Source organism: Roseibium aestuarii, assembly GCF_008477545.1.
GTDB lineage: Bacteria > Pseudomonadota > Alphaproteobacteria > Rhizobiales > Stappiaceae > Roseibium > Roseibium aestuarii.
Map to the genome: position 1 here is coordinate 117,004 of NZ_VORA01000006.1, position 25,369 is coordinate 142,372.

Here is a 25,369-nt window from a genome sequence, read left to right on the forward strand (position 1 = left end):
AGAGGGATGAGCAAGAAGGCGGACCGGGATCACATCAGGCGCCAAAATCGCAGCAACATTCTGGAGGCCTTGCGCCGCAACGGGCCCATGGCCCGGATCGATCTCGGACAGATCACGGGCCTGAGCCCTGCGACCATCACGGCAATCACTTCCGATTTGCTGGACCAGGGCCTCATCGAGGGTCTGGACGCACCGGAGCAGAAGGCGCCCCAGAGCCGGGGACGTCCGCGTTCGCTGCTGCAGATCAACCCGCAGGCGGCCTGCATCCTCGTGGTGCGCATCACGGTCAACACGATCGACATGGCGCTTGCCGACTATGGCGGCACCTGCTTCCACCACGAGCAGCTGGGCTTTGACAGCGCCACGGCGGATGCCACGACCTTCCCCGACCATCTCATCACCGGCATTCGCGCCCTCATCCGCCGCTCGGGCATCAACCCGGAGCTGCTGCAGGAAATCGGCGTCGCCGCCCAAGGCGTGGTAGAGCTGGAACACGGACAGGTGAGCTGGAGCCCGGCCTTCGCCTCAGGCGCGATCCCGATCATCGAGCCGCTGACCCAGGCGTTCGGCGTCCACTGCCGGCTCTCCAACGACACGAACATGATCACCTCCGCGCTCAACTGGATCGAGCCGGAGAAGTACAACGGCACCTTTGCCGTGATCATGCTCGACTATGGCGTGGGCATGGGGCTCTACATCAACGATCGGCTGTTCTCGGGTGCCAGCGGCACGGCGGCCGAATTCGGTCACGCCAACCACATTCCCAATGGCGCGCTTTGCCGCTGCGGCAAGCGCGGCTGCATGGAAGCCTATCTGTCCGACTATGCGCTGGTGCGCTCCGCCCGGGGCCTGCCGGAAACGACGGATCCGCGCCAGATCGTTGCGGGGGTGGAAGGTCTTGCCAATTTGATCACGAAGGCACAGGCCGGGGACATGGCCGCGCTCAAGGCCTTTGCCGATGCGGGCACGGTGCTGGGCTACGGCCTGGCGCGGCTGATTGCCATTCTCGACCCCTCCCGCATCGTGCTGACGGGTGCGGCCGTCCGCGGCTACAGCTTCATGGAAGACGCCATGCGCAAGGGTCTGGAGACCGCGCTGGTGCGGGATCTGCGGCAGAACTTCGTGATCGACGTGATGCCCTGGGAAGAGGACTTCATCCGGCGCGGGCTGATCGCCCTCGGCATGGAGAGGCTCGACCAGACCTTCCAGGGCAGGGGGCTGGGCAGCGGCGCGGGCATGAGCACCGCCGCCAGCAGCACCGCAGAAGAAACCATGGCCGAGGAACTGACCCGATGAGCGCTTCCCGTCTTCGCCGTCTGGCCCCGCGTGCGGCCGGACCGGCCCTTGCCGTCCTGACCCTTGCACTTGCCTCGGGTGCCCGCGCCGAGGACCCGGCGGCCCGGCCGTGGGACGAGCGGGTGCTGACGGAAGCCATCGACTATGACGCGCTGGCCAGTGACCCGTCGCTCTCCGTCGAGGCCTTGAGCGAAAAGGGACGGCATCTCTTCGAAGGCCGCTTCATCGAGGCCGATGGCGCGGGGCGTCCGGAGGCTACCCAGGCCATCGTGCCGACGAAGCGACGGCGCGCGGCCTCGCACATGTTCCTGCGCCTGTCGGGGCTCGACGCCAACTCCTGCCAGAGCTGCCATGCGATGCCGGTTTCCGGTGGCGCGGGCGACTTCACGGCCAATGTCTTCGTGTCGGAAGGCTTCGAAAGCGCCGATTTCGACACCACCGACCCGCAATTCTCCAACGAGCGCGGCACCACCCATCTGATGGGGGCCGGGCTGATCGAGCTTCTGGCCCGGGAAATGACCGCAGATCTGCGGGCCCAGCGCCACGACGTGGTGACCGAGGCCCGCAAGTCCGGCGCGGCCGTGACCCGCAAGCTGGAAACCAAGGGCGTGTCCTTCGGTGAGATCACCGCCGAGCCGGACGGGCGCGTCGACGTGTCGAAGCTTGACGGCATCGACAGCGACCTCACCCTGCGTCCCTTCGGCCAGAAGGGCGTCTTCGGCTCCCTGCGCCAGTTCTCGGTCAATGCCCTGAACCAGCATTCCGGCATCCAGCCCGTCGAGCGCTTCGGCGCCGCCTGGACGGGCACCAATGATTTCGACGGCGACGCCATTGCCGACGAACTGTCGGTCGGTCAGGTCTCGGCTCTGGTCGCCTTCCAGGCCACGCTCCCCGCGCCCGGACGCAAGACAGATCTGCCTGAGGTCTGGTCGACGGCGGCTGCCCGGGGAGAGACGCTCTTTTCGGACATCGGCTGCGCGACATGTCACCGGCCGAGCCTGCCGCTCGACAGCCTGATCTTCCAGGATCCCAATCCCTTCGAGACCGCCGGCACCCTGCGGCCGGAAGATGTCGCGACACCGCTGAAGCTGGATCTTGCCACCCTCGACTGGGTGAAGGCCCTGCCGAAGGATGACCAGGGCCGCACCCTGGTGCCGCTCTTCGGGGACCTGAAGCGGCACCGGATCGCCGATGCGGCCCGCGAGACCCTGGGCAACGAGCTGCTGAGCCAGCGCTTCGTCGCCCGTGACGTGTTCATCACGGCGGAGCTCTGGGGGGTCGGCAACACGGCGCCCTATGGCCATCGGGGCGACCTGACCACCCTGCATGACGTGATCGACGCCCATGGCGGCGAGGCGACCGAGGCGCGCAAGGCCTATTCCGCCCTTGGCGAGGATGACCGCCAGTCGATCATTGCCTTCCTCAGAACCCTGGAGATCGGCAAATGACCCTGTCGACCACCTCTCGGCCCCATGGCACCGCATCCCGCTTCCGGGGACTGTCCCTCGCGCTGGCCGGCAGCCTGCTGCTGACCACTCTCGGCACCCCCGCAGCGGTGGCCGCCGGAAGCGACGAGGCCCCGCGCCGCACATCGATCACGCCTGTTCCCCATTTCGTGGAAGAAGGCGAGAGCGCCGGCATTGCTCATCGTTATGAAGGCCCCTGGGAGTTCTTCGTGGGCGGCGGTGTTGCCATCTTCGATTGCGATGGCGACCGGCGCCCGGACCTGTTCATGGCCGGTGGCAGCAACCCGGCGGACCTCTATCGCAACCAGAGCCCGACCGGCGGCGCGCTGACATTCGAGAAGGTCGACAGCGGCGTGGAAGCCAGCCGGCTGGACAAGGTGCTCGGCGCCTATCCGATCGACTTCGACAATGACGGGGTGATGGACCTCGTGGTTCTGCGGCTGGGCGAGAACCTGCTGCTGCGCGGCAAGGGCGCCTGCCGCTTCGAGGTCGCCAATCGTGCGCTCGGCTTTGAAGGTGGCCGGGAATGGAGCACGGCGTTTTCGGCCCTCTGGGAACCAGGCGCCACCTATCCGACGCTGGCCGTGGGCAACTATGTGGACCGGTCGGCCCCCGGATCGCCCTGGGGCACCTGCCACGACAATTTCCTCTTCCGCCCCTCGGGCGGCGAGCATCAGGACTATTCCGAGCCGTTCCGCCTCTCGCCCGGCTATTGCGCCCTGTCCATGCTCTTCACCGACTGGAACCGCTCTGGCGAACCGGCCCTGCGGATCTCCAACGACCGGCAGTATTATCGCGGCGGCGAGGAACAGCTCTGGGCGGTCTCGCCCGGCCGTCCGCCCCGGCCCTATCGCCGATCCGATGGCTGGCGACACCTGAAGATCTGGGGCATGGGCATTGCCTCCATCGACCTCAACGTCGACGGCTTCCCGGAATATGCCCTGACCAGCATGGGCGACACCAAGCTGCAGACACTGGACGACGAAGGGGACGAGACCGTCCCGGTCTATACGGACATTGCCTTCGAGAAGGGTGTCACGGCCCATCGCCCCTATGCAGGCGACGACCTGCGCCCCTCCACCGGCTGGCACTCGGAATTCCAGGACGTCAACAACGACGGGCTGTGGGATCTCTTCATCGCCAAGGGCAATGTGGAGGCCATGCCGGATTTCGCGGCCTATGACCCGGACAACTTGCTGCTGGGCCAGTGGGACGAGACCTTCGTGGAAACCGGCGACACCTCTGGCATTGCGCTGAACCGGCGCGGACGAGGTGCGGGCATCGCCGATCTCAACATGGACGGCCTGCCGGATCTGGTGGTCGTCAACCGGTCGGGCCCCGCCAGCGTGTTCCGCAACGTGGGCGGTGGCAGCGGGGACGCCCCGCGCCCCCTCGGCAACTGGCTGGGCGTGGAAATCCGCCAGCCCGGCAAGCCCAACCTCTTCGGGGTCGGCGCCAAGGTCAGCGTCAAGATCGGCAACCGGACCATCGTTCGCGATGTGCAGATCGGTGGCGGCCATGCATCGGGACAGGCCGGATTCCTGCATTTCGGGCTTGGGGTCTCGGAACGGGCGCAGGTGCGCGTCCGCTGGCCGGACGGCAACTGGAGCCACGGCTACCGGGTCTTTGCCAATCAGCACGTGATCATCGAGCGGGACGCGGAAAACGCAGCGCTCTGGATGGCTGACTGACACCCGGAACCCTGAAAGCCTGAGCCCGGGCCGCGCGTCCGGGCGCTCCCTGCACGTCCTGGAAGAGCTGTTCGTGTTTCGCAATCTTGCGGCATGGAACCCCCTCTGCTACGCTTCGTTAACCCAGTTTCGAGGCTTTTAAGACGCTGGGAAGATGCGGATTTCAGACGATGCTTTTCATGATGTTCCTTCTGCTCGGCGCCTATGGCGCCGTGGGGTCCCTTTTCTTTCTCTTTCTGGCCTTTGAGCGGCTGGAGCGGGAAAATGACACCCGCGCCAGCATCGCCGTCGAGGGGATGGAGCCGGATCTCTCCTCCGGGTTGGAGCCGACCGATGCTTCCGCCAGCCTGCCGGAGGCCCCTGCCCGCCGGGCCGGTGCCGCCTTTGCACTCTTTGCGCTGGCCTCCCTGTTCTGGCCGGTCTCGATCGTCGTTCTGACTGTCTATCGCTGGCTCGAACCCACGCTGCCCGCCAACCTTCTGCAGGCCGGTCCCATGGAGCCGCGCTCCCTCGCCTCCCGCAAGGGCTGACATTTCGCGCTCACGGTTGCGCCGTCAGCCGTGCGCCGCGAGGCCTGAGCGATCCTGCCGGGTCGGGTTCGCCCGGGCCGCGATGTTTCGTGGCCGGTTCCACCTCTCCTCCGCCTCCAAGCCCCCAATCCACGCCCCTTCACGGCGTGTCTGATGACACGTCCGCTGACGCTCCTCTTTTGCGGATCCCGGGTCGAGGGCGTTGGTGATTTGACAGCATCAGCCCCTCGGAAACCACCGAATTTCGGGCGCGGATGCTCCGAAAGGTCCCTTGGCGCAATTTTCATCAAACTGCCTATTTCAAGTATAAATCCATGAATTGGCTCACGTTTTAAAACTGATAAAAAAACTCATATTTCTAAGGGCTTATAAAAATATTTGACTAATTGGTCAATTTTTTCTCCAATCCAGACTGCAGCTCCCTCAAGTCAAGAAAGGGAGCGCGGGAACAAATGATCGCCATTCCTTCCGGAGGTCTGAAATGACCGAGTTGAACGCCACTCCTGACGTTGCGTCCGGGCGTCTGCGTGCAGAAGAATACGCTGAGAACTTCAGCGACCTGCACCCGCGCCTCGAGCCGCACGAGGCCTATGTCGAGGCCGACCGCTGCTACTTCTGCTACGACGCGCCCTGCATGCAGGCCTGCCCGACCAGCATCGACATCCCCCTCTTCATCCGCCAGATTTCCACCGGCAACGAGATCGGCGCCGCCAAGACCATCTTCGAGCAGAACATCCTGGGCGGCATGTGCGCCCGCGTCTGCCCGACCGAGACCCTGTGCGAGCAGGTCTGCGTGCGCGAAGTGGCCGAAGGCAAGCCGGTGAAGATCGGCGAATTGCAGCGCTATGCCACCGACCATTTCATGAATGCCCGCGAGAAGACGCCCTTCGAGCGCGCCGCCCCGACCGGCAAGACGGTCGCCGTGGTCGGCGCCGGCCCGGCCGGCCTCTCCTGCGCCCACCGTCTGGCGGTTCATGGCCATGACGTCACCCTGTTCGACGCCCGCGCGAAGCTGGGCGGCCTGAACGAATACGGCATCGCCTCCTACAAGTCGGTCGATGACTTCGCGGCCCGGGAAGTGGACTTCATCCTCTCCATCGGCGGCATCACCGTGGAAACCGGCAAGCGCCTGGGCGAGGGCCTGGATCTGGCCGACCTGCGCGGCCGCTTCGATGCGGTCTTCCTCGGCATCGGCCTTGCCGGCGTGAATGCTCTCGGCCTCGAAGGCGAGGACAAGGACAACGTGATCGACGCGGTCGACTACATTGCCGACCTGCGCCAGTCCGACGATCTTTCCTCCCTGCCAGTCGGCCGCCGCGTGGTGGTCATCGGGGGCGGCATGACGGCGGTCGACATCGCCGTCCAGACCCGCCTGCTGGGCGCGGAAGAGGTGACCATCGCCTATCGCCGCGGCCAGGACCGGATGAATGCCTCGGAATACGAACAGCATTTGGCCCAAACCAACGGGGTGAAGATCCTCACCTGGGCCCAGCCGCACGCGATCAAGGGCGAAAACGGCCATGTGAGCGCCATCGAGCTGGAACGCACCGTGGAAAGTGACGGCAAGCTCTCCGGCACCGGCGAGATCATCTCCCTGCCCGCGGACATGGTGTTCAAGGCCGTGGGGCAGACGCTGGTTGCCTCCGACCTCAACGGATCGGCCCAGGCCATCCACATTGAGCGGGGCCGCATCGTGGTCGACGACGAGCGCAAGACCTCCCTGGCCGACGTCTGGGCCGGCGGCGACTGCGTGCTCGGTGGGGAAGACCTGACGGTGGCTGCCGTCGAAGACGGCAAGGTCGCGGCGGAAAGCATCCACCGCGCCCTGATGGCTTAATCTTTTTACCGGAGATCCGTCATGGCTGATCTGAGAAGCAATTTCGTCGGGATCAAGTCCCCGAACCCGTTCTGGCTGGCGTCTGCGCCGCCGACGGACAAGGAATACAACGTGGTGCGCGCCTTCAAGGCGGGCTGGGGCGGCGTCGTCTGGAAGACGCTGGGGGACGGTGACCCGGTGGTCAACGTCAACGGTCCGCGCTACGGCGCCATCCACGGCAAGGACCGGCAGCTCATCGGGCTCAACAACATCGAGCTCATCACCGACCGTCCGCTGGAGGTGAACCTGCGCGAGATCAAGCAGGTGAAGCGGGACTGGAAGGATCGGGCGCTGGTCGTCTCCCTCATGGTGCCCTGCGAGGAGCAGAACTGGATCAACATCCTGAAGCAGGTGGAAGACACCGAGGCCGACGGGGTGGAGCTCAACTTCGGCTGTCCGCATGGCATGAGCGAACGCGGCATGGGCTCCGCCGTGGGCCAGGTGCCGGAATACATCGAGATGGTCACCCGCTGGTGCAAGACGCACACCCGCATGCCGGTGATCGTCAAGCTGACGCCGAACATCACCGACATCCGCAAGCCTGCCCAGGCGGCCCATGCGGGCGGTGCGGACGCCGTGTCCCTCATCAACACGATCAACTCCATTGTCGGGGTGGATCTGGACGCCATGGCGCCGACGCCCACCATCGACGGCAAGGGCGCCCACGGCGGCTATTGCGGCCCGGCGGTCAAGCCGATCGCCCTCAACATGGTGGCCGAGATTGCCCGGGACCCGATCACCCGCGGATTGCCGATTTCCGGCATCGGCGGCGTGACCACCTGGCGCGACGCGGCGGAGTTCATGGCCCTGGGGGCTGGCACGGTGCAGGTCTGCACCGCGGCCATGACCTACGGGTTCAAGATCGTCGAGGAGATGATCGAGGGTCTGAGCGACTGGATGGACAGTGCCGGCTACAGCTCGCTCGACCAGTTCGTCGGGCGCGCCGTGCCGAACTGCTCCGACTGGCAGCACCTGAACCTCAACTACATCACCAAGGCGAAGATCGATCAGGATCTCTGCATCAAGTGCGGCCGCTGCCACATCGCCTGCGAGGACACCTCGCACCAGGCGATCACCAGTCTGGTCGACGGCGCCCGCCACTTCGAGGTGATCGATGAGGAATGCGTCGGCTGCAATCTCTGCGTCAACGTCTGCCCGGTCGAGAACTGCATCACGATGGAATCCATGCCCGCCGGCGAGATCGATCCGCGCACCAAGAAGGTGGTGGACCCGAATTACGCCAACTGGACGACCCATCCGAACAACCCGATGGCTGTTCGCGAAGCCGCCGAATAAACGCGTCGGCTCACAGACATGAAAAGAGCCCCGCCGGCCACCCGGCGGGGCTCTTGTATTTCGAGGTGAGGCGTCAGCTCAGGCGATGGCGCGACAGTTCAGGTCGTCCCGGGGCAGCGGTTCGGGCTTGCCGAAGAAGTAACCCTGCAGGAAATCGCACTGGGAACGAACCAGGAAGGCGCGCTGTTCCTCGGTCTCGACCCCTTCGGCCACCACGGACATGCCCAGCACCTTGGCGAGGCCGATCATGGTGCGGATGATCGTGTCGGCTTCCCGGTCCATGCCGATGCGAGCCACGAAGCTGCGGTCGATCTTGAGCTTCTGGAACTGGTACTCGTGCAGGGAGCTGAGGCTGGAGAAGCCGGTGCCGAAATCGTCGATGGCCACGGCCACGCCGGATTCCGCCAGGCCGACGAAGAGCGTGCGGATCTCCTCGGAGCGGTCCATCATCATGCTCTCGGTGATCTCCAGGATCAGCCGGTCATGGGGGAAGTCGTATTTCTGCAGGACGTTTTCGACCTTCATCGCGAAGTCCTCGTCGAGCAGCTGGGCCGGGCAGACGTTGACCGACACCCCCACGCCCGGGCGCTTCGACATGTCGGCCACCGCACGCTCCAGAACCCAGTCGCCGATCTCCGTCATCATCCCTTCCTCTTCCGCCACGGTGAGGAACAGGGCCGGCGGCATGAGACCGCGCACCGGATGGCGCCAGCGGATGAGGGCTTCCATGAAGACCATGCGGCTTCCCTGGGCGGAGACGATGGGCTGGTAGAAGAGCTCGAACTCGTCGCGCTCGAGAGCGCGCTTGAGGCCGTTGCGGATGAAGCGGCGCTCTTCCAGGGCCTTGTCCATGTTCGGATCATAGAAGCGGAACTGGCGGCGGCCCTCGCTCTTGCAGCGCTGGAGTGCGAGATCCGCCTGGCGGGTAATGTCCGACAGGGTGGTCACCTCGGAGACGGGCTGGGCAGAGACCCCGATGGAGCAGCCGACCTTCATGCGGATGCCTTCGATGTCCATCGGCTGGTTCAGGTTCTCGCAGATCTGGGCGATATCTGCCTGGACATCCTCGGTGGACGCCCTGCGATCCAGCCAGACGAGGAATTCGTCGCCGCCGATGCGCCCGACGATGTCGGTAGGGCGGAGGAAGGCACCGAGGCGGGTGGCCATCTGGCTCAGCACCTTGTCGCCGAAGACATGACCGTGCTGGTCATTGATCTCCTTGAGCAGGTCGAGATCGATATAGGCGAGGGTCGCCAGTCCCTGTTCGGCCTTGCAAGGCTCAAGCCGCGCCTCGACGAGCTCGGAGAAGCGCGCCCGGCGGCAGAAGCCGGTCAGGGTGTCGTGATGCGCCGAGTGCAGGGCCTCGCGCTCGCGGGCCCGGAGCTGGTTCGACGTCTTGAAATTCTGATAAAGGATGAAGAGGATCGCAGCGAGGATCAGGCTGATCGCCCCCCCAAGGAGGACGGCATGGCTGAGCACCACGGTGGACGCGCGGCTGACCGGCTGCCAGGCGAAATAGGCAACCCTCTGCCCACCACGGCTCAGGATCGGCGTTCCGAGATAGCCCTCGGGGATCTCGTCCACCACCTCGATCTGGTTCAGCGCAAGAGACTTCACCATCGACCGCATGTGCAGATCGTCCATCAGATGCACGACGAGAACCACATGCGGCGCCTCCCGTTTGACCGGGATTCCACCGGGGTCGGGAATGATGGCGGATGCGGCGACGAGTGCAACCTGATCGCCGATCTTCTCGACCGTCACGCCAGACACATCGCGGGGGCGCCCGATAAATTCGAGAATGCCTGCATCGGTGACGGCCAGTTTCGTCAGGTAGGTGCGCTGAATCTCCTGCAGAAGGGACTGAAGGTTGCTCTCAGCCAGACCCGCCAGCAAATCCACCGAGCGCATCTTGCCATTGCTGTTGACGAAGGCCGGAATCGTGCCGTCTCGGGTCAGAAGAATGGCGTCGTGGGGATAGTCGCCCGCCATGTCCTGGCCGAAGCGCTGTGCGACCCAGTCCCCGTCATAGTTCGTCTCAACGTTGAGATAGGCACTGTTGGAGGCGGAGTAGCGCTCCACTTCGCTCAGAATGATGCTCTTGTGCGTCTCGAACACCCGATCGACGGAGCCCTTTTCCCGGCTATCAGCCTGATGCTCGAACGAGAAGACTGCCGAGATCACGAGATAAAAGGCTGCGCCGACCATTGCCACCATCACCGCAACCAGGATCGCAGATACGGCAGGACTATGAAGGCGCAAGCTTTTTGACATCTGGCGAGGCTCCCGAACTTTTGATGCTTTTCTTAGGGCCGTATCTTTGCGGCTGAAACAGCCGGGAAATCTTCCCAAGCTTCATCAGGCCGCACAACGATTAACAATCCTAGTCGGAACGATCCCTAGGGAAGCACGCCGATGGGGGCACGGTTAACAAAACAAGAAAGGCGCCGAAGACGGCGCCTTACTCTCTTTCATTCTCAATCACTTGACCCGGTCTCGCGGTATTTTCACGAGATATCAGGTCAACTACTTACATGGCGTCAGTGACGGCCGTGGAGGTCGCGCCTTCCGGGGTCTTGGTGATCACCGGATCAGAACCACCGGACAACAGGGTGTCGACGGTCCGCTTGTAGGCATCCATGTCGAGCTTGCCGTCGGAACCATCCACGAGCTTCACGATCTCGCCAACCATGCGGACCTGATGCTCTTCGGTCTGGGCGCCGGTGGCGTCATTTTCGAGCACGATGTCGGCAGCTTCTTCCGGGTTTTCAGCTGCATAGGCCCAGCCCTTCATCGATGCACGCACGAAGCGGGCATACTTGTCGACGTTGGCGGCATCCTTGAGGCTGTCTTCCAGGACATAGAGGCCATCTTCCAGGGTCGCGACGCCCTGGTCTTCATACTTGAAGACGACCAGATCGTCGGGAGAGATGCCCGCATCGATGACCTGCCAGTATTCGTTGTAGGTCATGGTGGAGATGCAGTCTGCCTGCTTCTGGAGCAGCGGATCGACGTTGAAGCCCTGCTTCAGAACGGTCACGCCGTCAGCGCCGCCTTCGGTGGAGATCCCCAGGTGGTTCATCCAGGACAGGAACGGATATTCGTTGCCGTAGAACCAGACGCCGAGGGTCTTGCCCTTGAAGTCTTCCGGCTTGGTGATGCCGGTTTCCTTCCGGCAGGTGAGCATCATGCCGGATTTCTTGAACGGCTGGGCGATGTTGACCAGCGGCACACCCTTTTCGCGCGAGGCGAGGGCAGACGGCATCCAGTCGACGATCACGTCGGCGCCACCGCCCACGATGACCTGCGGCGGAGCAATGTCCGGGCCGCCCGGCTTGATGGTGACGTCGAGGCCTTCCTCGTCATAGAAGCCCTTGTCCTTGGCCACGTAATAGCCGGCGAACTGGCCCTGGGTCACCCACTTGAGCTGCAGCGTCAGCGCATCGGCAGCCAGCGCGGAACCGTTGGCAAAGCTGGCGGCCAGAAGGCCGGTTGCAGCAAGAGCCTTGATAGTCTTGAAAGCCATTCCCCTACTCCTTCGGTCGGCTCCGCTTCCCTAGCGGGCCTCTGGATTCTGAGACCGGAACGCCGGAAACCAGGCAACGCCTTTCGCGCTCTGGCGTTTTTCCGGCGGGTACAGGGCCTGGATCACGGGGATTGTTCCCTCTTGAAGAGATCTCGCGGCACCTGACCAATTGGTCAAGAAAGCGTATGAAACTGCCAATGTAATGGTCAAGACGTTTTTTTGGTCAACCGCTTGATAGGGTCTCGTCCTCATGCCGCTTCCGTGCACAATGACGCTGAAAGCAACTCGGGTTTGGCCGGCACGTCCTCTCCATCAGGCATGTGAACAGGGCGACCCTGCACAGAACTGCGATGATCTCGCCAATTCCGCCGATTGCCGATCCGGGCTTTGCCTGATAAGTAGGACTACTCATTTTCGGGCCATGGAGCCCCTGTCAGAGCGTGTGAATGGTATCCAAAGCCCTTTACGTCGACGATGAACCGGATATCTGCCGCATCGCTGAAATGTGCCTTCAGCTGAATGAGGCGTTCGAGACCCGCAGCGCCGGGTCCGGTCTCGAAGCGATCGATATTGCCCGTAGCTGGCAGCCTGACGTGATCCTGCTGGACGTGATGATGCCCGGCCTTGATGGTCCGAGCACCTTCGGCCATCTCAAGGCCGATCCGCTCACGGCGCAGATCCCGGTCATCTTCGTCACGGCGAAAGCGCTGGAGAGTGATCTCGCGCGGCTCAAGTCCCACGATATCCTGGGCGTCATCCCGAAGCCCTTCCAGGCCATGACCCTGGCCGAGGAAGTGCGCGAGCTGATGAACCGCACCGGCTGAACCTTTCAACCGCTTTCGGCAACAGCGGCCCGCCCGGACTCAGGCCCCCGGACTCAGGCCATCGGCCCCCGCACGTTTGAGCGAGGGGGCGCAGGTGGCTTTGCCGCCCTGTAACGCGCGATTTGCTCGCGCAGGTGCCGGATCAGCTCCTTGTCGGAAAACCGAGACTTCACGATGCGAACATCCACACGCGCATCCTCGATGGGCTGATCAAGGGCCGTCACCACGATGACGGGGCGCGGGTCGTCCGCCGGGATCTCATCCAGAAGGGAGAGCGCGCTGCCGTCGGGCAATCCGATGTCGATGATGTAGATGTCGAACGCCGTTTCCGCGATCATGCGCCTGGCCTCGGCGAGGGAGGTTGCCGTGTGCAACACCAACGTGTCCCTCAGGAGCGCGCGCATGACGGAGGCGAAGTCGCGATCGTCCTCCACATGAAGCCCGAGGAGGGCTTCTTCGGCATCGGTCGGCACGAGGGTGGCCTGCGGAACGACGTGATACCGGTCGAAGGCCACCCAGAATTCGCTTCCCTCGCCTTCGACACTTTCAAAACCAACTTCGCCACCCATGCCCTCGGCCAGCTTCTTGGTGATCGCCAGGCCGAGACCCGTGCCGCTGACCTGCCGGCTGGAGGTTCCGTCCGCCTGGGTGAAGGGCATGAAGACAAAGGGTCTGAAACTCTCCGGAATGCCCACGCCCTGATCGCGCACACCTATGCGCAGACGCTTGCCTGCCTGTGTAACCGTGATTTCCACCACGCCTCCCTCGGGCGAGAACTTGATCGCATTGGACAGGAAGTTGGCAAGGATCTGCTGGAAGCGGTCCGGATCGACCTCGATGGCGAGGTCCGGATCAAGCTCCGCTGCAAGCCGAAGATCGATGTTGCGCCCTTGCGCCATGCCGGTCTGAAGGTCGAGGGCGCGCGACAGCAGCTCCTCCACCTTGCAGACCACGGGACGGAAGATGGTGCGGTTCGCCTGAAGACGTTCGAAATCGAGGATGTCGTTGACGAGAAGGATCAGCCGTTCGGTATTCTTGCGCGCCAGCTCCAGCATCTGCGCCAGCTGGGCCGGAAACTCCTTCGGCAACAGGCCGGAAACGAGATCCAGGGAGCCGCGGATCGAGGTCAGCGGCGTTCGCAACTCGTGGCTCACGGTGGAGACAAATTCGGCCTTCATGCGATCCACCTGACGGCGGCGGCTTATGTCCCGGAACACGCAAGAATAACGGATGCGGCCGGGCAGGTGCAGAACGGCCACCGACACCTCCACAGGGATGCGATCCCCACTGCCATTGAGGAAGTCCAGCTCCCGCGCGCGACCGACCGTCGACTGACCGGACTGATCGACCAGCAGGCTGGCATTCTGTCGTCGCGCCTCCTCGTCGAACAGCATGTCGACCGTTTGACCGACAACCTGCGACGGCCGCAAGCCCAGGATCATCTCGGCCGAGCTGTTGATCTTGCTGATTACACCTTCCCCATCGAAGAGGATCACCCCCTCGAGCATGTTGTTCAGGATCACCTCGGCCTGAACCTCGCTTTCCATGAGCCTCTGCGTACGGTCATGCAGCGCGCGGGCAAGGTCGCCGAGCTCGTCGGGCCGGTCGACGGGAAGCTGTCGTTGCAGATCCTCCTGAGACGAGGCGGCGAAACTGTCCGTCAGCACCCTGAACGGGTCGAGCATCTGACGTGCGGCGAGTGTCGCCATCACGACGCAAAAAAGGGTTGTCAGGAACCCCGCCACCAGCAAGTCACGTCGGGTCAGGTTCGACGGCTCATCAAAGACCGCCTTGGGCACCTGAAGCACGATGCCAAGCGGCGGAGTACGCAGCCCCGGACGCTCGCGCAGGTGTACCATGTAAGCGACGACGTCAGAAAACTCGAAGAAGCCATCCGGTTGCTGGCCATTGGCAACAAGCCGGACAATCGGGGGAACCGGACGGGAATAGGCTTCCCCCATTTCCAGACCACTCGTGCCGGCGCTGCTCCCCTCCGGCGTGTGAATGACATAATCGCCAGTGCTGGTGGTCACGATCGTCTGGTGAAGCGGCGCGACGACCCTGAAGTTCGCATCGAGCATGCGCTGATAGTCGATGTTGATCACCAGAAAGCCGAACCGCTGGCCATTCGGAGATTCAATGGGAAGCATCGCGCGCAAGGTGGGGATCAACCGGGGATCGCGGACCCCATACTCGCGGTTGAACGTGAGTTCGGAAAATACCACGTCACCAACGCGCGCTTCCATGGCTCTGAGGAAATAGTCCTCGCCACCCTTCTGCTGAAGGGCGCTCACGGTCTGCGGACGCAACCAGTTTTCCACCCGGTCGACGCGGACGAGCTCCCGCCCGGCATCCTGTACCCCGATATAGCGGATCTGGAAGTAGCTCGGATCGGAGCGCATGATCGCGGTGAAGATCGTCTCGAGCCGATGACGCCAGTCATCAAGTTCCGAGCCATCGAGCGGGTCGCGGCCACCGTTGGCCATGGCGCGCTGAATGCCGCGAATGGGCGGCGTTCCGGCAATGGTGCGCAGATCCTTGGCAATGGAGGCAAAGGCACGCTCGAAACGCACCGCAACCAGACGGGTGTCGCCGGCCAGAATGGTTTCACCCTGATCATGGACGACGCCCTGGATCCGCACATAGGCAAGGGATCCGGTGACGACCGCCGTGAGCAGCACGCTCAGCCCGACAAGCAGGATGATCCGCTGGCGCATGGACTGCCGGCGAACGGTTGATGTCGTCTGGGTGCCTGTGGGTGCCTGCCTGCTCATCGGTCTCGCCGCACCTCCCCCGGATGCGTTGCCGCTCCTGCGGGGCCCGTCGGCCCTTCGATCACGGCATCACTTCTATGTGGTCACGTCTGGCGCCCTGGACGCCCTGCCCGGATCATCACCCGAAAGCCTAAAGGGGTCGTAACCCGCTACGGAAAATCCCTTATACGGCATCCAGCACCCTTTCGGCAGCCTTTCCCGCGAGAACGACCGCCGGAAGGTCCGTGTTCTACGCGTCCAGGCGCTCCGCGTGCCAGGCGAGGTGATCCGCCATGAAGGAGGAGATGAAGTAGTAGCTGTGGTCATAGCCTTCCTGCAGGCGCAGGGTGAGAGGCTGTCCGGCCTTTTCGCAGGCGGCCCGCAGAAGCTCCGGCTTGAGCTGGCCGTCCAGGAAGGTATCCGCCGTGCCCTGATCGACAAGAAGGTCCGGCACGCGCGCGCCATCCTCGATCAGCGCGCAGGCGTCATACTGGCGCCACAGCACCCGGTCCTCGCCCAGATAACCGGAGAGGGCCTTGACGCCCCAGGGGCAGTTGATCGGCGAGACGATGGGCGCGAAAGCCGACACCGCCCGGAACCGCTCCGGATCGCGCAGGCCCAGGGTCAGGGCGCCGTGACCGCCCATGGAGTGGCCCATGATCGACTGGCGGGTCATGTCGGCGGGGAATTCCGCACCGATCAGCTCCGGCAGTTCGCGCTCCAGATAGGAACGCATGCGATAGGCCCTCGCCCAGGGGTCGACGGTGGCATCCACATAGAAGCCGGCACCGAGGCCGAAGTCATAGGCCCCTTCCCCGTCGTCCGGCACACCTTCGCCGCGCGGGCTGGTGTCGGGCGCCACGAAGATCAGGCCGAGATCGGCGCAAGCCTCCCGGAATTCACCCTTCTCGGTGACATTGGCATGGGTGCAGGTGAGGCCGGAGAGATACCAGACCACCGGGAGCTTCTCGCCCGGAGCATGATCGGGCACGAAGACGGAGAAGGTCATCTCCGTCCCCGTTTCGCGCGATGCATGGGAATAGACCCCTTGCGTGCCGCCGTGACTGCGGTTGGTGGAGACCGTCTGCATCAGAACACCACCACCGAGCGGATCGACTTGCCTTCATGCATGAGGTCGAAGCCCTTGTTGATCTCGTCCAGGGTGAGGACGTGGGTGATCATCGGGTCGATCTCGATCTTGCCGTCCATGTACCAGTCGACGATCTTCGGCACGTCCGTGCGGCCACGGGCACCGCCGAAGGCCGAACCCTGCCAGACGCGGCCGGTGACCAGCTGGAACGGACGGGTGGAGATTTCCTTGCCGGCTTCCGCCACGCCGATGACGGTGGAGACCCCCCAGCCGCGGTGGCAGGCTTCCAGCGCCTGACGCATCACCGTGGTGTTGCCGGTGCAGTCGAAGGTGTAATCCGCGCCGCCATCGGTGAGCGCCACCAAATGAGAGACGATGTCGCCATCAATCTCGGTCGGATTGACGAAATGGGTCATGCCGAAGCGCTCGCCCCAGCTCTTCTTCTCATTATTGATGTCGACGCCGATGATCTTGTCGGCACCGACCATGCGGGCGCCCTGAATCACGTTGAGGCCGATGCCGCCGAGGCCGAAGACGACCACATTCGCGCCCGGCTCGACCTTGGCGGTGTTGGTCACGGCCCCCACGCCGGTGGTCACGCCGCAGCCGATGTAGCAGGCCTTGTCGAAGGGCGCGTCGGAGCGGATCTTCGCCAGGGCGATCTCCGGCAGGACCGTGAAGTTGGAGAAGGTCGAGCAGCCCATGTAGTGGTAGACTGGCTGGCCCTTGTAGGAGAAACGGGTGGTGCCGTCCGGCATCAGGCCCTTGCCCTGGGTGGCGCGGATCGAGGTGCAGAGGTTGGTCTTGCGCGACAGGCAGCTCTTGCACTCGCGGCATTCGGGTGTGTAGAGCGGGATCACGTGATCGCCCGGCTTCAGGCTGGTGACGCCCTTGCCCACTTCGCGCACGATACCCGCGCCTTCATGGCCGAGGATGCTCGGAAAGAGACCCTCGCTGTCGAGGCCGTCGAGCGTGTAAGCATCCGTATGGCAGATGCCAGTGGCCTTGATTTCCACCAGAACCTCGAAAGCCTTCGGGCCTTCCAGATCCAGTTCGACGATTTCCAGCGGCTTCTTGGCCTCGAAGGCAACGGCGGCGCGGGTTTTCATGACGTCATGCTCCCAGATGGCGGGTCTTGAATGATGGGAAAATGGCCGATGGCGCCCCGGCCTTCACACCCGGACGCATCACCCCGACGGGCCGACCTTGCCGCGACTGTGCCACAGAAGCCGACCCCAGGGCCATCTACATGGAGCAGCCTGCCAGATTTACCAGTGAGGAACGCGCCTCTTCGGGGGAAAACTGCGGTGTCAGCCGATGGCTCTGAAGCCGCAACGTCACGCTCGAGGGAACCAGATGCGGGGTCGGCTTGTTTTCCAGGCATGACCCACACGCGACAGGAGGACCCCATGTCCAGCACCGACATCCGCGAGGAAGCCGAAAAGATCCGCGACAAGGCCGACAAGACCAGCGCCGGCGGCCAGCTTGGCGGCACATTCTATGGTCAGGAACCAGATTCCGGCTCCAAGCCGCGCGATCAGGGCTCTTCGAAGTAAGAGCCACCAGACAGACAAAGAGAACGCTGGCAAAGAGAAAGCCGGGCACAAGGCCCGGCTTTCGGTTATCCAGAGAGCCATTCAGGCCCTCATTCAGGCCGCCGCCACCGGACACAACCGGCGAAAGCCGAGAATGGCGCTGCCGATCAATCCAGGCTCAATGGTCAGCTCGGCCGGCACCACGAGCGGGGTCGTGAACCGGCGCAGGGTCCGGCTGCGCGTCACTTCGTCCAGCTTCGCGATCAGCCCCCTCGCATTCGACAGGCCTCCGCCGACGGGGACGATCGACGCTCCGGTGACATTCACCAGAACCGCCAGCGGGCTTGCCAGAAGATCCACATGCACATCGATGGTCTCGGCAGAACGGGGATCCCCCGCCTCCCAGGACGCAATGATGTCGACACTCGTCAGCTCCCTGCCATGCAGATGGTGGTCGAGGCGCTCCAGTCCCCGCGCGCTGCAGATGGAGTCGATGCAGCCAACCTGACCGCAGCCGCAGTTGAACCTAGGAATTGCACGCGGTGGCGTTCCGGCAATTTGCGCCGAAATCGGCCCATGGCCCCATTCTCCCGCATAGCCGCCACCCTCATTGACCAGCTCGCCGCGCACCACGAGACCGCCACCAACGCCGGACCCCAGAATAGTACCGAACACGACTTCATGACCCCGCCCGACCCCGAAGGTCGCCTCTGCAAGCGCAAAGCAGTCGGCGTCATTGGCGATGACCACAGGCAGGCGGAGGCTTGCTGCCAGTTCACGCTCCAGATCACGGCCATTGATGCAGGGAATGTTGGCGACGATCATGCCGCGCGTGTCCGGGTCGACGATGGCCGCGACGGACAGGGCAAGGCCCGTGGGTCGCTCGGGCGCCGCATTCACCGTCTTGCGGATCGCGTCGACAAAGGCTTCGAAATCCCGCGTGGGCGTGGGGACGCGTTCCAGCGGTTCGAGGGTTTCCGGCGAGCGGGCATAGGCACCCTTGATGGTGGTCCCGCCGATATCGAAACAGACGATCATGCGTCGCACCCTTCCAGATCCTGCCATTGCCCGCCGATGACGCTGGCGCGAATGTCCAGATCCGGGGAAATCACGAGAAAATCGGCCCGCGCGCCCGGCTGCAGGGAGCCGTGACCTTCAAGGGCGCAAGCGCTTACCGGATTTGCCGTGGCCAGTTTCAGGGCACTGCCCAGATCCAGACCGATCACGTCCCGCATGAAGCGCACACAGGACATCATGTCGATGTCCGCCCCTGCCAGCGTCCCGTCCGCGAGCGTCAGCCGCCCCTCCCTCCGGAACACTTCCCGACCGTTCAGCTGGAACGAGGTCTCGCTCGACCCGATGGATGACATGGCATCCGTGACGAGGAACACCGAGCCGGGGCCACGCTTGGCATCGAGCGCGATCCGGATCGCCAGCGGGTCCACATGGTGGCCGTCGGCGATCAGGCCGCAGCTCAGCTCGCCGAGGCCCAGCGCCGCACCGACCAGACCCGGATCGCGGTGACGCAACGGGCTCATGGCATTGAACAGATGGGTGACCATGGAGGCGCCTGCCGCGACATAGTCACGAATGGTCTCCAGCCCGGCGTCACTGTGACCGAGACTGACGATGACACCTGCCTGTGCGAGGTCATGCACCTGCTCGGGCGTGGCATTTTCCGGGGCGAGCGTCACCACCAGGCGGGGCAGGTCTCGCGCCGCCGCCACCAGACAGGAAAGGTCCTGCGCGGTCATCGGACGAATGAGAGCCGGCGAATGAGTGCCCTTGCGCGCCACCGAGAGATGGGGGCCTTCAAGATGCAGCCCGGCGAAGCCGCGGGTCCGGCATCGCGCCGCCGCAATGCCTGCTTCCAGGGCTCGCTCGGTCACCTGCGGCATGTCGGTGATCAGGGTCGGCAGAAGGGCCGTCGTGCCGAAGGTGCGGTGGGCCAAACAGATCGCCTCGATCCCCTCGACATGCGGAGCATTGTTGAAGAGAACGCCGCCGCCACCGTTCACCTGAAGATCAACGAAGCCCGGAACGATCATGCTTCCGGGCGGCACTTCATCGACGTCCGCTTGTTGCGCCGAACGGTCCGCGTTGTCGATCGAGACGACACGCCCGCCCTCGATCGTCAGCACGGCATCCTCATGCCATCCTGATCCGTCGAAGATCCGGGCTGCGCTCAGGCGTTGCCGTCCGGCACTCTGGACTGCCTGCTGGGTCATAGGGTTTCGGTTACCTTCTGCAGGGCCGCCGGAGCATCCGGATCCAGGTTGCGCTCCCGCGACAGGAGCTCGACCATTCGGTAATAGGGAATAATCTGGAGAAGGGCATCGGTGAGCGGATGCGCCCCTTCGACCCGAGGCAGCGCATGCGCCGACCCCACTCCGTCTGCATTGATGAAGACTTCCGAGCTCTTGAGCGCCAGGCGCCGTGCGATGTCCTGGACGGCATCGCGGGCTTCATCGCGGGCGCAGAAGAGCAGGACGGGGAACCGTTCGGCCACCAGCGAGACCGGCCCGTGCAGAACCTCCGCCGACGAATAGGCCTCCGCGTGGAGCTCGCAGGTTTCCTTGCACTTCAGCGCGGCCTCACCTGCAATGGCGAGGGAGGGGCCCCGGCCCAGGACATAGAGCGAGCTTGCCGTTCCGAGCCGGTCGCTCAACGGCGACCAGTCCAGCGCCAGCGCCGCCTCCGCCTGCTCCGGCAGGCGCTCGAGGGCCTGCGACAGAGCCGCGTCTCCGGTCCACTCGGCCAGAATGAAGAGCCCCGCCGCAATGGAGTTGAAGAAGGACTTGGTGGCCGCAATGGCCTTTTCCGGCCCGGCATGAAGGGCGATGGCCCTTTCGCAGGCATCGGCCAGAGGCGACGGCATGGTGTTGACCAGCGCGATGGACAGGGCGCCGCTGGCCCGCGCCATCTCGGCCAGGGCGACGATATCGGGGCTCTTGCCCGACTGGGAAATGCCCAGCGCCGCCGCACCCTTCAGCTTCAGCGTCCGCCCGTAGATCGACGCGAGGGACGGACCGAGGGACGCCACGGGAACGCCGGTCTGGAGCTCGATGGCATATTTCAGGAAACCGGCCGCATGGTCCGAGGTGCCGCGGGCAATGGTGACGATCACCGAGGGGTCGAGGGCGCGAAGGGCCGCCCCCGCAGCACGCATCTCCTCGCCGGACTCGCGCACGAGCCTTTCAAGCGCCTGCGGGATCTCGCAGGTTTCGCGGCTCATGCTGCTGAGCGTGGTAGAGGTCGACATGAACTGGCCTTCCAGGTCTGGAGCCCCTGCCCGGTTCGATGAGGTTCAGGGCAGGGAGGTCTGGCGGTCTCAGGCCGGCCCGATGGTCTGTTCGGCCACCAGATCGTAGAGATCGCTGCGATAGAGGGTGCGGGTCATTTCGATGACCCGTCCCTCGGGCGAATAGGCGACACGCTGAACACACAGGGTTGCGGATCCGGGAGGGACGGCCAGGAGACTGGTCTCCGCCTCCTCGAGCAGATGCGCCGAAATGCGGTGGATGGCGCGGACCGGACGGGAGTGCCGGGCTTCGAGATGCGCGTAGAGCGAGCTCTCGACCTTCTCCGGATCGGGAAGAATGTCGGCGGGCAGGGAGGCGTATTCGATGGCCATCGGAATGTCGTCCGCCAGCCGGAGGCGGTGCAACCGCGCAACTCGGCTGTTGGCGCTCAGTCCAAGGGCCATCATCTCGTCGGAGTTGGGCAGGAACGTGCCACGCACCAGCCAGCGTGAGGAGGCCACCATGCCCCGGCGCGCCATGTCCTCGGTAAAGGTGGTGGCGCGGGCCAGGGGCTGATCCATGCGCTTCACCGGCGAGGCGACGAAGGTCCCTGAACCCTGCCGGCGCAGGAGACGTCCCTCTTCGACCAGCTGATCGATCGCCTTGCGAACCGTGACACGAGACACCCCGCAGTCTTCACTGATGTCGCGTTCCGGCGGCAGTGCATCTCCGGGCAGCAACTCTCCCTGATCAATGGCCGCTTCGAACGCCAGTCGCAACCTCACATAGAGAGGCCCCTCATAGCGGTCCTGAAATCCGGCCAGACTGGAACAGTTGCTCATGGGGTGCAGGGCTTTCCTCGGAAACGGGCGAGTGGCGGGTTTTGACGCGCCGCTTTAGATACCAAATAAATACCAATTTTGATTTTGTCGAATTTTTTTTCATGCCTCTTGGGAGCAAGCTCTCGAATCCCGCACGAAACCACAGAAAATTCCAGAGCGGCCAGTCAAAGGATCGGACTGGATCCTAACAAAATCTAAAAGTCCGGCGTTTTGGTATTGCATTGGTATTAGATTTGGACTTCAATTTGAAACGGGCCTGTCACACGGCGCCTCAGAGGTCGTGAGAAGCCTGTCACAACGGCCGAGGCAGCACCCGCGAGGAGGGCGTTTGTGTAATTAATTTTCAGATTATGACATTTATCGTGAAAGCTGATTGACGAATTTATGAGACTGTCGCAACCTGAAGAAAATAATTTACGAAAACAGTTTACAAGCTCAGAGGGCTTCACGGAATGAGAGTTGGCATCATCGGTCTCGGATTCCGCCTGGGATATCTCGGCAACGTGTTCGCAGAAATGGACCCGGACTTTCAGATTGTTGGGTATGTCGACCCTGATCCCGCAGGCATGGACCGCCTGGTCGAGGGCGGAATTCCGGCGGGCACGTCCTATGCCACTCCCGAAGAGCTGATCGCATCCGAGCAGATGGACCTGCTGATGATCGGGTCGCCCAACCACATGCATCTCGACCACATCCGCCTTGGTCTGGAAGCCGGGCTGACCGTCTTCAGCGAGAAACCGATCGTCATGACGATGGAGCAGAGCTACGCGCTGGCCGAACTGCTTCATCAATATGGTCACGACCGCCTGCTGGTCGGTCTCGTCCTGCGCTATTCCCCGCTCTACAAGGACCTGCGTCAGGCGCAGGCCGACGGCCGTCTTGGCGACGTGGTCTCCATCGAGGCCTCGGAACACATCCAGCCCTATCACGGCGCGTTCTTCATGCGCGACTGGCGCCGCTACGAGAAATATGCCGGCGGCTTCATGCTGGAAAAATGCTGCCACGACCTGGATCTCTACAACGGTGTCGTCGGCGCAAGACCGCGTTTCGTTGCCAGCTTCGGCGGCCGCAAGAGCTTCACGCCGACAAATGCCCCGGAAACGGCCGGGATCAACGACCTCGAGGTCTATCATCGCAAGCCGAGCGGCTGGCTGGGTTCCGACAAGGTCTTCGACAGCGATGGCGACATCGTCGATTTCCAGACCGCCATCGTCGAGTACGAGAACGGCGCATCCATGACGTTCCACACCAATCTCAATGTGCCTGACGAATTCCGCCGCTTCTGCGTGATCGGCGCGAAGGGCATGGCCGAGGGCGATTTCGTGCGCGGCTTCCTTGATGTTCACCGCGCCCACGACAACGCCAAGGTCATCGCCAACACCTATCAGGCGCCCTCCGACAAGTCCCAGCACTATGGAGCGGACGAGCAGATGGCCGAGGATGTCATGCGCCACATCAAGGATGGCGCTCCCCTGCCCGTCTCGGCGCTGGACGCCCTGGAAGCCGGCATCCTGGCTATGGCCATGGACGAGGCCCGCCTGACCCGCAAGGTCGTCGATCTGGAGCCAGTCTGGGCCCGCTTCGACGCCGCGCTGCACGGCACCGCAGATGGCGTGTCCCACGCCGCTCCATCCCTGACGGCCGTGTAAGGAGAGGCAGATGAACGCCAAGAAGAGCGCCATTCTTTTCGCCTGGCTCCTTTTGGCGCCCGCTGTCCTCTATATCTCGATCATCGTGATCTACCCGCTGATCGACACGGTGCACCTGTCGTTCACCAACGCCTCCCTCCGCAAGACCTATGCCTATGTGGGATGGCTGAACTACGAGAAGATCTTCAACGAGACCTTCGCCGGGGTCATCCTGCGCACCTTCATCTGGACCTTCTTCTCGGTGCTGACGAAGATGGTGATCGGCACCTGCGGCGCGCTGCTGCTCAACTCCGCCGTGCCGGGACGGGCCCTGTTCCGCATCCTCACCATGCCCCCCTGGATCGTGCCGATGGCCATCGGCATCTTCATGTGGGGCTGGATGTACAACGGTCAGTTCGGGATGATCTCGGGCCTGCTGCAGAACTGGGGTCTGGTGGATGGCCCGGTCGCCTTCCTCGCCTATGGGGAAACGGCCTTCTGGGCAACGATTATCACCGACGTGTGGATCGGCGTTCCGATGGTGACGCTCTACATGCTGGCTGCCATCCAGTCCGTTCCGCAAGACCTCTATGAAGCCGCCTGGACCGATGGTGCGGGCCGCTTCTACCGGTTCCGCCGCATCACCCTGCCGCTCATCGTGCCGGCCCTGATCACCATGTCCATGATCTCGCTGATCTCGACGTTCAATTCGTTCGACATCATCTGGATCCTGACCCAGGGCGGGCCCAGCGGGTCGACGACGACCATGATCATCGACACCTACAAGACCGCAATCGGCTCCTACAAGTACGGGGAAGGCGCTGCGCGCGCCGTGCTGATCTGCATCTTCCTGTCGATCTTCAGCTACGCCTACTTCCGCGTCACCAGCCGGATTTCCATGGAGAGCGCCCGATGAGCACCTCGACCCCCATGATCAACCGGTACAAGTGGTACGAGATCATCGGCATCTACTGCGGGATTGCCCTGTTCCTGATCTTCGTGCTGTCGCCCTTCGTCGAAGGGTTCCTGGTGTCGCTGAAGCCGCTCAGCCGGCTCTTTTCGTCGCCTTACCGGTTCTGGCCGGAGCACGGATCCTTTGCCGCCTATTCGACCATGTGGGAGAGCGTGCCGGGCTTTGCCCGCTATGTCTTCAACTCGCTCTTCATCTCCGGCGTCGCCACCGTCGTGGTGCTGATGCTGGTGGTGCCCGCCGCCTATGCCTTCGCCCGCTTCCGCTTCCCCGGACGCGGTCCGCTGCTGGGGGCGTTTCTGGCTGTCAACATGTTCTCCGGCGCAGTTCTCATCATTCCCCTGTTCCGGCTCATGCGCTCCATGGGCGTGCTCAACACCTACTGGGCGATGATCGTGCCGGGCGTCGCCTTCCTGATCCCGACCGCCATCTGGCTGCTGCGGACCTACATGCTGCGCATCCCGAAGGAGCTGGAGGAAGCTGCCTATGTGGATGGTGCCAGCCGGCTCTACACCTTCCGTCGTGTCATTCTGCCGCTCGCCATGCCGGGGATCACGGTGGTCGCCATCACCACCTTCATCAACGCCTATTCCCAGCAGTTCATCTACGCGCTGACCTTCAATTCCAAGACGGACTACATGCCATTGCCGATCGGGCTGTTCGCCTATTTCGGCCGCCAGGAAGTGATCTGGAACGAGCTCATGGCCGCCAGCTTCGTCGGCATCGCGCCGGCCATGATCGTCATCTTCTTCCTGCAACGCCATCTCGTCAGCGGGCTTACCGCTGGCGCGGTCAAATAGAAAA

Annotated in this window: 20 protein-coding genes; 11 read left to right on the plus strand and 9 right to left on the minus strand. The window is 63.5% G+C overall.

Translation table 11 applies throughout. From position 1 onward, the window contains the following. Positions 1-6: 6 nt before the first annotated feature. The 6 genes from FR728_RS17130 to preA all read left to right on the plus strand — a co-directional run bounded on the left by FR728_RS17130 (position 7) and on the right by preA (position 8,155). Entirely contained in the window at positions 7-1,296 is a 1,290-nt protein-coding gene (locus tag FR728_RS17130; RefSeq protein ID WP_149893963.1) for an ROK family transcriptional regulator, read from the plus strand. After that, on the plus strand, positions 1,293-2,744 hold the full coding sequence (locus FR728_RS17135; RefSeq protein WP_149893964.1) for a cytochrome c family protein: 1,452 nt from the start codon (positions 1,293-1,295) through the stop codon (positions 2,742-2,744). The genes FR728_RS17130 and FR728_RS17135 overlap by 4 nt, the downstream gene beginning before the upstream one ends. Continuing rightward, positions 2,741-4,453 (plus strand): CRTAC1 family protein, encoded by a 1,713-nt coding sequence (locus FR728_RS17140; RefSeq protein ID WP_149893965.1) that lies wholly within the window; start codon positions 2,741-2,743, stop codon positions 4,451-4,453. The genes FR728_RS17135 and FR728_RS17140 overlap by 4 nt, the downstream gene beginning before the upstream one ends. Positions 4,454-4,632: 179 nt before the next feature. After that, positions 4,633-4,983, plus strand: a complete 351-nt coding sequence (locus tag FR728_RS17145) for a hypothetical protein (protein ID WP_149893966.1) — start codon at positions 4,633-4,635, stop codon at positions 4,981-4,983. 481 nt (positions 4,984-5,464) lie between these two features. Further along, positions 5,465-6,820: an NAD(P)-dependent oxidoreductase gene (locus tag FR728_RS17150; RefSeq protein WP_149893967.1), complete on the plus strand. Its 1,356-nt coding sequence runs from the start codon at positions 5,465-5,467 to the stop codon at positions 6,818-6,820. 21 nt (positions 6,821-6,841) lie between these two features. Then, the gene (preA, locus tag FR728_RS17155) at positions 6,842-8,155 is read left to right on the plus strand and encodes an NAD-dependent dihydropyrimidine dehydrogenase subunit PreA (protein ID WP_149893968.1); all 1,314 of its coding nucleotides are present in this window, start codon (positions 6,842-6,844) and stop codon (positions 8,153-8,155) included. A gap of 78 nt (positions 8,156-8,233) precedes the next feature. Here the strand turns inward: preA and FR728_RS17160 are convergent, their stop codons facing one another. Both FR728_RS17160 and FR728_RS17165 read right to left on the minus strand, forming a co-directional pair. Then, positions 8,234-10,372, minus strand: coding sequence for a putative bifunctional diguanylate cyclase/phosphodiesterase (locus FR728_RS17160; RefSeq protein WP_188318942.1), 2,139 nt, complete (start codon positions 10,370-10,372; stop codon positions 8,234-8,236). Positions 10,373-10,685: 313 nt separating this feature from the next. Further along, positions 10,686-11,681 carry an ABC transporter substrate-binding protein gene (locus tag FR728_RS17165; protein WP_149893970.1) on the minus strand — a complete coding sequence of 332 codons (996 nt, stop codon included), beginning with the start codon at positions 11,679-11,681 and terminating at the stop codon, positions 10,686-10,688. A gap of 446 nt (positions 11,682-12,127) precedes the next feature. On the opposite strand from FR728_RS17165, the gene FR728_RS17170 reads away from it, so the two are divergent. Beyond that, entirely contained in the window at positions 12,128-12,505 is a 378-nt protein-coding gene (locus tag FR728_RS17170) for a response regulator (protein ID WP_149893971.1), read from the plus strand. Between the two features lie 53 nt (positions 12,506-12,558). Here FR728_RS17170 and FR728_RS17175 read toward each other — a convergent pair whose 3' ends face one another. From FR728_RS17175 to FR728_RS17185, 3 genes are all read right to left on the minus strand, one after another. After that, positions 12,559-15,279, minus strand: coding sequence for an ATP-binding protein (locus tag FR728_RS17175; protein ID WP_149893972.1), 2,721 nt, complete (start codon positions 15,277-15,279; stop codon positions 12,559-12,561). 229 nt (positions 15,280-15,508) lie between these two features. Continuing rightward, complete coding sequence (gene fghA, locus FR728_RS17180; RefSeq protein WP_149893973.1) at positions 15,509-16,348, minus strand: S-formylglutathione hydrolase; 840 nt, start codon at positions 16,346-16,348, stop codon at positions 15,509-15,511. Beyond that, entirely contained in the window at positions 16,348-17,457 is a 1,110-nt protein-coding gene (locus FR728_RS17185; RefSeq protein ID WP_149893974.1) for an S-(hydroxymethyl)glutathione dehydrogenase/class III alcohol dehydrogenase, read from the minus strand. Before FR728_RS17185 ends, fghA begins: the two co-directional genes overlap by 1 nt. Positions 17,458-17,757: 300 nt before the next feature. Here FR728_RS17185 and FR728_RS19375 point away from each other — a divergent pair, with 300 nt between their 5' ends. Then, on the plus strand, positions 17,758-17,904 hold the full coding sequence (locus tag FR728_RS19375) for a hypothetical protein (RefSeq protein ID WP_188318943.1): 147 nt from the start codon (positions 17,758-17,760) through the stop codon (positions 17,902-17,904). 93 nt (positions 17,905-17,997) lie between these two features. On the opposite strand, the gene FR728_RS17190 is transcribed toward FR728_RS19375, so the two are convergent. The 4 genes from FR728_RS17190 to FR728_RS17205 all read right to left on the minus strand — a co-directional run bounded on the left by FR728_RS17190 (position 17,998) and on the right by FR728_RS17205 (position 21,967). Beyond that, complete coding sequence (locus FR728_RS17190; protein WP_149893975.1) at positions 17,998-18,921, minus strand: ROK family protein; 924 nt, start codon at positions 18,919-18,921, stop codon at positions 17,998-18,000. Further along, complete coding sequence (gene nagA, locus FR728_RS17195) at positions 18,918-20,111, minus strand: N-acetylglucosamine-6-phosphate deacetylase (protein WP_149893976.1); 1,194 nt, start codon at positions 20,109-20,111, stop codon at positions 18,918-18,920. The genes FR728_RS17190 and nagA overlap by 4 nt, the downstream gene beginning before the upstream one ends. After that, complete coding sequence (locus FR728_RS17200) at positions 20,108-21,145, minus strand: SIS domain-containing protein (protein ID WP_149893977.1); 1,038 nt, start codon at positions 21,143-21,145, stop codon at positions 20,108-20,110. Before FR728_RS17200 ends, nagA begins: the two co-directional genes overlap by 4 nt. A 69-nt stretch (positions 21,146-21,214) precedes the next feature. Then, on the minus strand, positions 21,215-21,967 hold the full coding sequence (locus tag FR728_RS17205) for a GntR family transcriptional regulator (RefSeq protein ID WP_149893978.1): 753 nt from the start codon (positions 21,965-21,967) through the stop codon (positions 21,215-21,217). A 452-nt stretch (positions 21,968-22,419) separates the two neighbouring features. Between FR728_RS17205 and FR728_RS17210 the strand changes: the two genes are divergently transcribed. From FR728_RS17210 to FR728_RS17220, 3 genes are read left to right on the plus strand one after another with little or no spacing between them, the layout of a single operon-like run. Beyond that, entirely contained in the window at positions 22,420-23,616 is a 1,197-nt protein-coding gene (locus FR728_RS17210; RefSeq protein WP_149893979.1) for a Gfo/Idh/MocA family protein, read from the plus strand. A gap of 10 nt (positions 23,617-23,626) precedes the next feature. Beyond that, entirely contained in the window at positions 23,627-24,511 is an 885-nt protein-coding gene (locus FR728_RS17215) for a carbohydrate ABC transporter permease (protein WP_149893980.1), read from the plus strand. Beyond that, positions 24,508-25,365, plus strand: coding sequence for a carbohydrate ABC transporter permease (locus FR728_RS17220; RefSeq protein ID WP_149893981.1), 858 nt, complete (start codon positions 24,508-24,510; stop codon positions 25,363-25,365). Before FR728_RS17215 ends, FR728_RS17220 begins: the two co-directional genes overlap by 4 nt. Positions 25,366-25,369 lie beyond the last annotated feature (4 nt).